The 11537-nt window shown below is 70.1% G+C and carries 9 protein-coding genes; 5 read left to right on the top strand and 4 right to left on the bottom strand.

Translation table 11 applies throughout. The annotated features are described in order from the left end of the window. The coding region (locus ACWDU1_RS21400; RefSeq protein WP_450000883.1) for an acyl-CoA dehydrogenase family protein at positions 1 to 762 on the top strand (762 nt) is incomplete at its 5' end. Positions 763 to 772: 10 nt separating this feature from the next. Next, positions 773 to 1900 (top strand): acyl-CoA dehydrogenase family protein, encoded by a 1128-nt coding sequence (locus tag ACWDU1_RS21395; protein ID WP_450000881.1) that lies wholly within the window; start codon positions 773 to 775, stop codon positions 1898 to 1900. 39 nt (positions 1901 to 1939) lie between these two features. Here ACWDU1_RS21395 and ACWDU1_RS21390 read toward each other — a convergent pair whose 3' ends face one another. Together ACWDU1_RS21390 and ACWDU1_RS21385 are read right to left on the bottom strand one after the other, a co-directional pair. Beyond that, the gene (locus tag ACWDU1_RS21390) at positions 1940 to 2575 is read right to left on the bottom strand and encodes a phosphoribosyltransferase (RefSeq protein ID WP_450000885.1); all 636 of its coding nucleotides are present in this window, start codon (positions 2573 to 2575) and stop codon (positions 1940 to 1942) included. After that, positions 2575 to 3441: a carbon-nitrogen hydrolase family protein gene (locus tag ACWDU1_RS21385; RefSeq protein ID WP_450000879.1), complete on the bottom strand. Its 867-nt coding sequence runs from the start codon at positions 3439 to 3441 to the stop codon at positions 2575 to 2577. The genes ACWDU1_RS21390 and ACWDU1_RS21385 overlap by 1 nt, the downstream gene beginning before the upstream one ends. A gap of 60 nt (positions 3442 to 3501) precedes the next feature. Here ACWDU1_RS21385 and ACWDU1_RS21380 point away from each other — a divergent pair, with 60 nt between their 5' ends. Continuing rightward, on the top strand, positions 3502 to 5304 hold the full coding sequence (locus tag ACWDU1_RS21380; RefSeq protein WP_450000878.1) for a DEAD/DEAH box helicase: 1803 nt from the start codon (positions 3502 to 3504) through the stop codon (positions 5302 to 5304). Positions 5305 to 5407: 103 nt separating this feature from the next. After that, complete coding sequence (locus tag ACWDU1_RS21375) at positions 5408 to 8743, top strand: AAA domain-containing protein (protein ID WP_450000876.1); 3336 nt, start codon at positions 5408 to 5410, stop codon at positions 8741 to 8743. Positions 8744 to 8827: 84 nt separating this feature from the next. On the opposite strand, the gene ACWDU1_RS21370 is transcribed toward ACWDU1_RS21375, so the two are convergent. Further along, positions 8828 to 10015: an amino acid deaminase/aldolase gene (locus ACWDU1_RS21370; RefSeq protein ID WP_450000874.1), complete on the bottom strand. Its 1188-nt coding sequence runs from the start codon at positions 10013 to 10015 to the stop codon at positions 8828 to 8830. Positions 10016 to 10057: 42 nt separating this feature from the next. Beyond that, a complete protein-coding gene (locus ACWDU1_RS21365; RefSeq protein ID WP_450000873.1) occupies positions 10058 to 10537 on the bottom strand; it encodes a TetR family transcriptional regulator in 480 nt (159 codons plus the stop codon). Positions 10538 to 10933: 396 nt separating this feature from the next. On the opposite strand from ACWDU1_RS21365, the gene ACWDU1_RS21360 reads away from it, so the two are divergent. Continuing rightward, positions 10934 to 11537: tyrosine-protein phosphatase (locus ACWDU1_RS21360; RefSeq protein WP_450000872.1), on the top strand; the 604-nt coding region annotated here is incomplete at its 3' end.

Below are 11537 nucleotides of genomic sequence, written 5' to 3'. Positions count from 1 at the left end.
GCCTCGCTGCGCACCACCGCCGTCCGCGACGGCGATTCCTACATCGTCAACGGCCAGAAGATCTGGACCACCCTCGCGCAGTGGGCCGACTGGATCTTCTGCCTGGTCCGCACCGATCCGAACGCTCCGAAGAAACAGGCCGGGATCTCCTTCCTGCTCTTCGATGTGAAATCCCCCGGTGTGACCATCCGCCCGATCAAGCTCATCGACGGCGGCTACGAGGTCAACGAGGTCTTCTTCGAGAACGTCCGCGTTCCCGCCGACCAGCTGGTGGGCGAGGAGAACATGGGCTGGACCTACGCCAAGTTCCTGCTCGGCAACGAACGCACCGGCATCACCGGCGTCGGCCGGACCAAGGTGCGGATCGGGGTGGCCAAGGAGTACGCGGCGGGTATCCGCTCCGGCAGCGGCACCCTGCTCGAGGATCCGCTGTTCGCGGCGCGGATCGCCGAACTGGAGAACGAACTGCTGGCGCTGGAGCTCACCCAGCTGCGCGTGGTGTCGAACTCCGAGGAAGGCAAGCCCAACCCCGCCTCCTCGGTGCTGAAGATGCGCGGTTCCGAACTCCAGCAGGCCGCCACCGAACTGCTGCTCGATATCGCCGGACCGGACGCCCTGCCGGTCGGCGCCGCCGATATCGCTTCCCCGGAATGGGCGCAGCGCACCGGCCCGAGCTATCTCAACTACCGCAAGACAACCATCTACGGAGGTTCCAGCGAGGTGCAGCGCACCATCATCGCCTCCTCGATCCTCGGATTGTGAGGTCAAGGTTATGGATTTCGATCTCACCGACGAACAGGTCCTACTCCGCGATACCGTGCGCGACCTGCTCAATCGTCAGTACAACCCGGAAAAGCGACTCGAGGTCACCGCGACCGATCTCGGCTGGAGCCGGCAGGTCTGGGGCCAGCTCGCCGAACTCGGCGTACTCGGCCTGAGCTTCGACGAGAAAGACGGCGGCATGGGCGCCGGCCCGGTGGAGACCATGCTGGTTCTGGAGGAGTTCGGGCGCCGGCTGGCGCCGGAACCGCTGCTGGACTCGGTCCTGCTGCCGGGCGGCCTGATCACCGCGGTCGGCACCCCCGATCAGCGGCAGCGCATCCTGACCGAGGTCGCCGCCGGATCGAAACTGCTCGCCTTCGCGCACGGTGAACCCGGCACCCGCTGGCCGGACCACGAGATCGCCACCGCGGCCACCGCGCAGGGCGACGGGTACACGCTGACCGGCGTCAAGAATCCGGTTCCGCACGGTGACTGCGCCGACGATCTGGTGGTCAGCGCCACGCTGCCCGGCGGCGGGATCGGCCTGTTCCTGGTCGCCGCCGATGCCGACGGCGTCACCCGGACACCGTTCGCGACGGTCGACGGGCTGCGCGGCGCCCAGGTCGAGCTGACCGGCGCCGCCGCCGAACTGCTCGGCTCCGCCGAGGACGCCACCGCGGCCATCGAGGACGTGCTGGCGCGCACCCAGGCCGGGCTGTGCGCGGAATCGGTCGGTGCGATGGCGGAGTCGCTGCGCCTGACCACCGACTATCTGAAGACCCGGAAGCAGTTCGGGGTCACGCTGTCGAAGTTCCAGACGCTCACCCAGCGCGCCGCGAATATGTACGTCTCGCTGGAACTGGCCCGCAGTATGAGCTACTACCTCACCGCCTCGCTGGTGGACGCCACCGCCGACCCGGTGATCGCGTCCCGGGCCCGCTTGCAGGTGGGCCGCTCGGCCCGCCATATCGGGCAGGAATCCATCCAGATGCACGGCGGTATCGGTGTGACCTCGGAATACCCGGTCGGCCACTACGTGGCCCGGCTGACCGCCATCGAGCGCACGCTCGGCAGCGGCCTGGAACATCTGCGGGTGCTCACGAACCAGGTCGGGCAGTACGCGCAGCCCGAGCTGTAACCCGGATCCGGCAGACTCCGGCCCGGACGCCCCGGCGGCTCAGCGGGCGTCCGGCCGGAGCAGTTCGGTGACCTCGGAATCGGCCAGCTGGTGGAAATCGCGATAGGCCCCGCCCACGCCGGCCAGCGCCGCCGGCGCCTGCGCGCAGATCACCTCGTCGGCCTCGCCGCGGATCCGCGGCAGCGCCTCGGGAGCCGATACCGGCACCGCCACCACCAGCCGGTGCGGTAGCTGCGCCCGGGCGACCCGGCAGGCCACCACCACGCTCGCACCGGTGGCGATACCGTCGTCGACGATCACCACCGTCCGGCCCCGCAGCGGGATCGGCGGGATATCACCGCGCCACAGCACCCGGCGGCGTTCTAGTTCGGCGCGTTCCTCGGCCTCGATCGCGTCCAGCCGCGCGGTATCGAGCCCGGTCTGGCGCATGACATCGGCGTTGACCACCCGGACGCCGTCCTCGCCGATCGCCCCCGCCGCCAGTTCGGGCTGCCAGGGGACGCCGAGCTTGCGGACCAGCAGGATATCCAGATCGCCCCCGACGACCTCGCGGACCGCCGCCGCCACCGGCACCCCGCCGCGCGGGAGTCCGAGCACCAGCGGCCGGTCCGCGCGCAGGTGCGTCAGTTCGCTGCCCAGCGCGCGTCCGGCGGACAGGCGGTCGGCGTACAGCATCACCTTCCGACGCTACTCGCCTCTGGTGTGCCGACGGCGAATCTGCGCAGTTCCAGGCTGGGGTTCGCCCGGCGGACCTGCGCCAGCACCCCGGGTTCCAGGCGGGCCAGCGCGACACCCGGTTCGTCGCCGAGTTCGTCGAGCACCCGCCCGGCCGGGTCGATGATCATGGACGCGCCCGCGCCGCGCGGACCGCACTGATCGGCCGCGGCCAGGAAGACGGTGTTCTCGATGGCCCGCGCCCGCAGCAGCGTGGTCCACTGATCGACCTTGCCCGGACCCGGAATCCACTGGGCGGGCAGCAGCAGCACCTGCGCACCGGCCACGGCCAGCCGCCGGAACCCTTCCGGGAATCGCAGGTCGAAGCAGGTCTGGAGGCCGAACGTGAACCCCTGCGCGGTGAACAGGGCGGGCTCGGCCAGCGGTCCGGGCCGGACGACCTCCGATTCCCGCTGCCCGAACGCGTCGTAGAGGTGCACTTTGCGGTACCGGGTGAGCAGGGAACCGTCGGGTCCCAGCGCGACCAGTGTGTTGTGGATCCGGCCGTCGCCGGGTTCGGTGGTCTCCACGACCCCGGCGACCAGATACACCCCGGTTTCGGCGGCCAGCCCGGCCAGCGCGGTGACGAAGGGCCCGTCCAGCGGCTGGGCCGCGGCGCGTACCCGGTCGTCGAGCCGGCCGAGGGCGAACATGGAGTACTCCGGGGCCACCACGACGCGCGCGCCGCGGTCGGCGGCGGACCGCACCCGCTCGGTGAGCGCGGCGAGATTGGCGTCGATATCGGTATGCGGGCCGAACTGCACCACCGCGACGGAAAGCGGGTCCGCGGGGTGGCCTGCGGCGGGATCGGCGGGGTCGGCGTCCATGCTGACACCGTATGGCCCGGTGGGCCGGACAACCAGGCCGTACCAGTAAACTCCTGGTCAATGAGCACCAATCAGGGCGAAGACGGCCTCGGCGAGGACGTGAGCGACACCGAACCCGAAACTGCCGGACCGTCCTTCGCCGACCTCGGAATCGATGACCGGATTCTCTCGGCCATCGCCGATGTCGGCTACGAATCTCCGTCCCCCATCCAGGCCGCGACCATTCCCCCACTGCTCGAGGGCGCGGACGTGGTGGGTCTGGCGCAGACCGGCACGGGTAAGACCGCCGCCTTCGCCATCCCGATCCTGATGGGTCTGCTGGCGGAGCGGCCCACCGGTAAACAGCCGGCCGCCCTGGTGCTGGCGCCCACTCGTGAACTCGCGATCCAGGTGGCGGAGGCCTTCGGGCGCTACGCCACGCATATGCCGAACACGCACGTACTGCCGATCTACGGCGGCCAGAGTTACGGCGTGCAGCTGTCCGGTCTGCGCCGCGGCGCGCAGGTGGTCGTGGGCACCCCCGGCCGGGTGATCGACCATCTGGAGAAGGGCACGCTGGATCTGTCCCAGCTGCGCTACCTGGTGCTCGACGAGGCCGACGAGATGCTCAAGATGGGGTTCCAGGAGGATGTCGAGCGCATTCTCGCCGACACCCCCTCCCAGAAGCAGGTCGCACTGTTCTCGGCGACCATGCCCGCCGCGATCCGCAAGATCTCCAAGCAGTACCTGCACGAACCGGTCGAGATCACGGTCAAGGCCAAGACCAGCACGAACACCAATATCACCCAGCGCTGGGTACTGGTATCGCATCAGCGCAAACTCGACGCCCTCACCCGGATCCTCGAGGTGGAGGCCTTCGAGGCCATGATCATCTTCGTGCGCACCAAACAGGCCACCGAGGAGCTGGCGGAGAAACTGCGCGCCCGCGGCTTCTCCGCCGCGGCCATCAACGGCGATATCGCCCAGGCCCAGCGTGAGCGCACCATCGGCCAGTTGAAGGCCGGCACCCTCGACATCCTGGTCGCCACCGATGTCGCGGCGCGTGGCCTCGACGTGGACCGGATCTCCCATGTCGTCAACTACGACATCCCGCACGACACCGAGTCCTATGTGCACCGCATCGGCCGTACCGGCCGGGCGGGCCGCAGCGGCGAGGCGCTGCTGTTCGTGGCGCCCCGGGAACGTCATCTGCTGAAATCCATCGAACGCGCCACCCGGCATCCGCTGACCGAGATGCAACTGCCCAGCGTGGACGATGTGAACGCGCAGCGGGTCGCGAAATTCGGCGACGCCATCACCGAGAACCTCAGCTCGGACAATCTGTCGCTGTTCCGCAAGCTGATCGAGGACTACGAGCAGGAGCACAACACCCCGCTGGCCGATATCGCGGCCGCGCTGGCGGTGGCCGCGCACGACGGCGAGAGCTTCTTCCTCGAACCCGAACCGGAGCCGGTGGAACGGCCGCGCCGCGAACGCGCGCCGCGACCATTCGACGAGGGCGGTTTCGAGGAGCGGCGCGGACCGTCGCGTCATCGCGCCACCGGCGCCGAACTGGCCACCTACCGCATCGCGGTCGGTAAACGGCACCGGGTGGTACCGGGCGCCATCGTCGGCGCCATCGCCAACGAAGGCGGGCTGCGGCGCAGCGATTTCGGGCATATCAGCATCCGGCCGGATCACAGCTTGGTCGAATTGCCCGCCCATCTCCCGCCGGAGACCCTGGACGCCCTGCGCAGTACCCGGATCAGCGGCGTACTGATCCAGTTGCAGCTCGACCAGGGCCCGCCCGGACATCGCGGTATCGGCCGCGGCCCGCGCCGCGACGGCCCCAAACGCCAGGAACGCCGGAAACCGCGCTCCTGAACCACGGTCCGTTCCCCCTGGTCGGACCCGGTGGCTACAGTGGGCGCGTCCGGTACGCGCGGGGCGCGCACCGGAGGTGTCACTGGGCGCAGGAGGGCCGTGGGTGTTCGTTGTCGGTGATCGGGTGGTGTGCGACGCCACGGATCTGGTGCTCGGCGCACGCTGCGAGTTCGCGCTGCTCCGCGCGCTCGACACCGAACTCGGCACCGTCGACGGCGATCCGGCCGGCGTGGAGTCCGGCGAATTGTTCACCGATATCGACTCCGGCCAGGGGGAATTCGGCCGGGTCCGGGCCACCGTCCTGCGCGATCACGGCGACGCGGTGGTCCGGCCCACCCGCCCCGGCGGTACCGGACGGTTCGCGGAAGTGCGCGCCGCCCACGACGAATCGATCGCGGCCTGCCGCGCCGGCGCCCCGGCGGTACTCGGCGCCACCGTTTTCGACGGCGAACTCGTAGCGCGGGCGGAGCTGCTGACCCGCACAGCGCACGGGATCGCGTTGTCGGGAGTGTCCGCCGAACACGAGCGGCCGGTGGCGACCGCCCTGCGCCTCACCGCGGTGGCACATATCCTCGAGACCCATTCGCTCGCGGTGGATCCCGTATTGAACGTCCACTCCGGCGACGAGACCCACTCCTTCGAACTACCCGTGACCCTGCCGGTGTACCGGGCCCGCCGGCGCCGCACCGCGCGGATCCTGGACGAGCATTCCGGCGAGCTGCTGCCGGTGCAGTGGGGCGATCCGCGGTTCCGGGCCTGCGGCCACTGCCCGGTCTGCGTCGCCGCCTACACCGAGGCCCGGGATCTGCTGCTGGTGGCCGGTATGGATCCGGCCGCCCGCGCCGGGTTGCGCGCGGCCGGAATCACCAGCATCGACCGCCTCACCACCCGCACCGCGACGCCGCCCGAGGTGTCCGCGGGCACTCTGGCCCGGTTACGGGCCCAGGCCGCGGTGCAGCTGCGCCAGGAACGCAGCGGTCGCGGCGAATGGGTCACCGCCGACACCCGTGTACTCGGATCACTGCCACCGGCGACGCCCGGAGATCTGGCATTGGATATCCGCGCGTCGGGGCCCGGCCGGGTGCGCATCGAGGTCACCGCCCGGGATTCGGCACCCGTGGCCCGGGAGATCCCCCTGCGCACCGGGACGGATACCGATAGCCGGGAACCGGGTGCCGCGGGTCGCCGGGCCTTCATAGATCTGCTCGCGGCACTCACCGAACCCCTGCTCGCCGATCCCGGACTGCATATCTTCCACTACACCGGGACGGCCCGCACGGTCCTGCTCCGGGCCGCCGGGCAGCTCGGCTGCGGCGAGGAGACGGTGGACGCGCTGTTGCGCACCGGCACTCTGGTCGACCTGTACCCGATGGTGCGCGGCGCGTTCGTCATCGGCGCCCGCTCCTACACCCTGGCGGAGATCATGCCGGTCCTCGGCGGCCCGCACGACGAGTCCGGGGCCACGGCGGTGCTCCGGCTCGCCGACCGGCTCCGCAAGGAGCGGGCCGAGCCGTCCGCCCCGGTTCCGGCCGCGCTCCCGGGTTCGCTGGGGCAGCTGCTGCGGGATACGCCGACGGCCCAGCCCACCTCGACCGAGGCCGCGCTGGCGGAATACGCCGCCCGGCCCGGCGATACGGTGCCGGATCCCGGTGTCCCCGACCCGCACCGGGTCGCCGGGCTGACGGCGGCCGTGCTCGGCTACCACCGCCGGGAACAGCAGGCTCCGTGGTGGTCCCATATCGACCGCCTCACCCATCCACTGCCGGACTGGCCGGCCGAGCCCGGGGTCATGGTGGCGGATACCGCGGCGGTGGATACCAAATGGCATATCGGCCCGGGCGAGGGTGTCCGGCGGTTCCTGCGGCTCACCGGTCGGCTCGCCGGTGGCGGGCTCGCCCCGGGAACCGCCGTGTACGTCGTCTACGAACCCGGTGCCCGATCCCGGTCGTCGATCCGGACGGTGGGCACCGCCACGGTGCTCGGTTGTTCGATGGAGGACGATTTCACCGATACCGTTCGACTCGAGGAGACCCTGGCGCCGGGTACGTCCCCGCATCACGAACTGCCGGTCGCGCTGGCCCCGGCCCTGCCCGCCCCGGTTCCCGCCGCCGCGGACGCGGTGGAGCGGATCGGCCGGGAACTACTCATGACCCTGCCCGCTGTTCCCGAGACCGCCTTCTTCGATCTCCTCACCCGCCGGACGCCGCGATTGCGTATCCGCGCCGGGGATTCCGTACGGCCGGCCTTACCTCCGGCCGGCGCGGATCCGGTGTCCGCGATCCACGCCGCCCTGCGCGATCTGGATCATTCCTGCCTCGCGGTGCAGAGCCCGACGGGCACCGGCCGCACGGCGATCCTGGCCGAGGTACTCGCGGCGCTGGTCACCCGGGACAACTGGCGGATCGGAATCGTCGCGCCCACCGCGGCCCCGGTGGAGAGCCTGCTCGACGCGGTGGTGCGCGCGGGTGTGCTGCCCGAACTCGTCGCCAAGAGCGAGGCGGCGGCGGTGGCGCCGGAATGGCTGGTGCTCGACGCGGCGCGCTACCCCCGGTTCCTGTCGAATGCCATCCGGGGCTGCGTCCTGGGCGGCACGCTCGCGGATTTCACCGACCCCGCGCGGGTCCCGCGGGATTCGCTGGATCTGCTGGTGATCGCCGATGCCAACAATTGCGCCCTCGCGGTGCTGGCCGATATCTCCGGAACCGCACGCAACCTGCTGCTCACCGGCGACCCGTGCGAGCGCCACCGTCCGGCTCCGGGCCCGCATCCCGAACCCGTCGGCGTCGCGGCCCTCACTTGGTTCGCTGGGGGCCATACGACGCTGCCGACCACGCACGGCTACTTCCTGGGCCGGACCCACCGCCTCCATCCCGCGCTGGCCGAACCGCTGTCGCGCCTCTGGTTCGACAACCGGCTGCACGCCGATCCGGTGCCCACCCGCCCGGGCGACACTCTCGAACCCGGTATCGCGATGGTGCCGGTACCCCACCACGGCAACAGCACGGCCTCCGATGCCGAGGCCCGGGAGGTCCTGCACCAGATCCGGGAGCTGCTGGGGCGAGCATGGGACGACGGCACCGGTGCCCGCCCGCTACAGGTGCACGATATCGTCGTCGTCTCTCCGCATCGGGCCCAGGTCGCGCGGATCCGGACCCTGTTGTCGCGGGCCAGGTTCGAGGAGGTCCTGGTGGGCACCCCGGACCTGTTCCGGGGCCGGGAGGCCGCCGTGGTGCTGATATCGACGGCCACCTCCAGCCCGGAGGATTCGCCCGTTCCGGTCGCCGACCTGCTCTCCGGCGCGCTGGTCCACGACACCCTGGGCCGGGCGCGGCGGCGGGCGATAATCGTCGGTTCGCCACTGCTCACCGAATTCCTGCCCGAATCACGGAGGGAATTAGCGGCTCTTTCTCGCTTTCTCCGGTTATCCGAGAACTCCTGACATCAGGAATTCCGGTCGAAACTCGAATCGGCCGAATCATCCGATTCGTAAATAAAATTCACAAAATATCGCGACAGCCGATATTCACCCGAAACAACGGCCTTCGCCACGATAGGTGGGCACCGCGGTCCGGGAGCCGTCCGCCTCGACCAGATACAGCCGGTCGAAGCGCTCGCACAGCTCACCGGCCTTGGCGTGCCGGAACCAGACCCGGTCTCCCACCGCGAGTTCACCCGCGCCGGACAGTGGGGTCTGCACTTCACCGGCGCCCTCGGTACCCAGCAGCCGCAATCCTCGGGGCCACACCGGTTTCGGCACCCGGCTCGCCCCCGCGGGACCCGAAGCGATATATCCGCCCGCGAAAACCGTGGCGATATCGGCGGCGGGCCGCCGCAGTACCGGGAGCGCGAAATACAGTGCGGGCCGGGGCCGGAACGATCGGTAGTCGTCGAAAAGCGTTGGTACATAAAGCCCCGAGCCCGCGGTGATCTCGGTGACGCCCGCGGCGCCCGCGCTCAATTCGATCGACCCGGTGCCGCCGCTGTTGACGATCTCCAGCGGACCGGTCACCGCGGTCACCGCGTCCAGGACCGCCGCCCGGCGCCGCTCGATTTCGCGGGCCGAGGCCGACTTCACCAGCCGGACCGGTAGCGAGCTGTCCGGCAGACCCGCGATCTGGGCCTCGTAGGTCATCAGTCCCACCACCCGGAATCCGGCGGCCAGCGCCGCCGAGGCCAGGGCCTCGGCCTGTTCCGGAGTCCGGACGGGCGAGCGCCGCACGCCCAGATGCAGCGGCCCGATACGCAGCGACGCGTCGACATCCAGACAGATTCGCGGACCCGCCGCGGCGCTACCCACAGCGGCTCGTACGAGGTCCAGCTGCGCGCTGTCGTCGACCATCAGCGTGATCGCCGCCAGCAGGTCCGGGTCGGCGCCGAGTTCGGCGAGCGCCGCGCGATCGGCGGTCGGGTATCCCAGCAGCACATCCCGCGCGCCGTGGCGCGCCAGCCAGATCGCCTCGTTCAGCGAGTAGGCCATGATCCCGGCGAAACCGCCCTGGGCGGTGAGGTTTTCGCCGAGCACCTCCGCCAGTACCGCGCGACAGCGCACCGATTTACTGGCGACCCGGATCGGGCGGCCCCCGGCGCGGCGCACCAGATCGGCGGCGTTGGCACGCAGGGTGACCATATCCACCGCGGCCAGCGGGGCGTCGAGGTCGGCGGTGGCCGCGTGCAGCGGGGCAATCGGCGAGGTCGCGCTCACTCCACCCACTCAACCATCGGACTGGTCATCCGTCCAGCTCGACGCGCGGACTCAGCTGTCGATCGCGCGCGTGACCAGGTTGGACACCAGATCGTCGAAGGCCACCAGAATGGCCTCGTCATCGCAATCGGCCAGCCAGCGCAGTACCGAACCCTGCACCACGGTGATCACATAGGCGGCCACCGAGTCGACCGGCTCGATCCAGCGCGTACCCGACCGGGCGGCGCACAACTCCAGCCATTCCACGACATCGCGCTGCTGGGCGCGCTGACGCTGCGAGATCACCGGATCGGGCACATAGTCGTCGCGCGAATCCCAGTGCTGACACAGCGTCTGCACGGTCTTCTCGTAGGCGTGGATCTGCTGGACCGGCCGCGCCTTCACCAACGGCCAGTACGCGCTCACCCCGGCATGCAGTAACACCCGTAACGCCCGCAACCCGGTGCAATCCGAAACCGCGTCCGCGTGGTCGACCGCTTCACGCACGGCCGATCGCAACCGGACCTCCGCTATTTCTCCACGTACGCCCAACGCAAGCTCCCTCGGCAAACAACTCGCACACAACGGGGCCGAATTATCGGCACCGGAGCGGCCGGCCGGATCGGTGGGCCCGAGTCGGGAAGTAGCGACCCATCCAATCCGTCCTCTCGATATTAGAAAGATTTTCGGGGTTTGAGAACAGCTACAGCGGGAAATACATACCTGAAGCCTGTTTTGTAACCCACCCGGGATCGGACGCACCGTCCCGGCACCGCTATGTGCTCGCGCCCGACCGCTCCGGGTGTATAGCCGCGATCGGGGCACCGGCACCGACTGCTGCCCCACGGGCAGAGACCATCGGTCAGTCTACGACGCGATCGCCGCACGGTTCGGCCGCTGTGCCGCATCCCACAACGGAGCCCGTCCGGCGGCGGTTAGCCTGATGCGGTGACAAGCTCTCCCCTCGCCGATCATCTGCGTATCAGCGGCACCTTCAACTTCCGGGATCTCGGCGGACTGCGCACCAGCGGCGGCGGGACCATACGACCCGGCGTCCTGCTGCGTTCCGCCCAGCTCAGCGGGCTCGACGACAGCGGCCACGCCACCCTCGGCGAACTCGGCGTCGGCGCCGTGCACGATCTGCGCGGACACCGGGAGATCGAACGCGTGGGCGCCGACCGGTTGCCGCCCCATATCGAACTCCGCGTCACCCCGTTCGACGACGGAACGGTCACCGCGCCGCCGCACGAAGCGGGTGCCGGCCGGGCGGACGCACCCGGCGCGGCCCTGGCCTACATGATGGACGTGTACCGCAACTTCCCGGCGCGTCCCGAGGCCCACGCCGCGATCATGGCGCTGGCCGAGGCGATCGTCGCCGACCGCGGCGCGGTCCTGGTGCACTGTGCCGCGGGTAAGGACCGCACCGGCTGGACCGTGGCCACGCTGCTGCGGGCGGTCGGTGTCGGCGAGGCCGAGATCCTCACCGACTATCTGCTCAGCAATGACGCGGTGGCCCAGTTGCGCTCCACGCTGAAAAACGAGTTCGGCGACG

The organism is Nocardia sp. NPDC003345 (assembly GCF_053589395.1).
The sequence above is the reverse complement of the archived record's forward strand: the minus strand, read 5'-3'. Positions and strand labels throughout refer to the sequence as shown.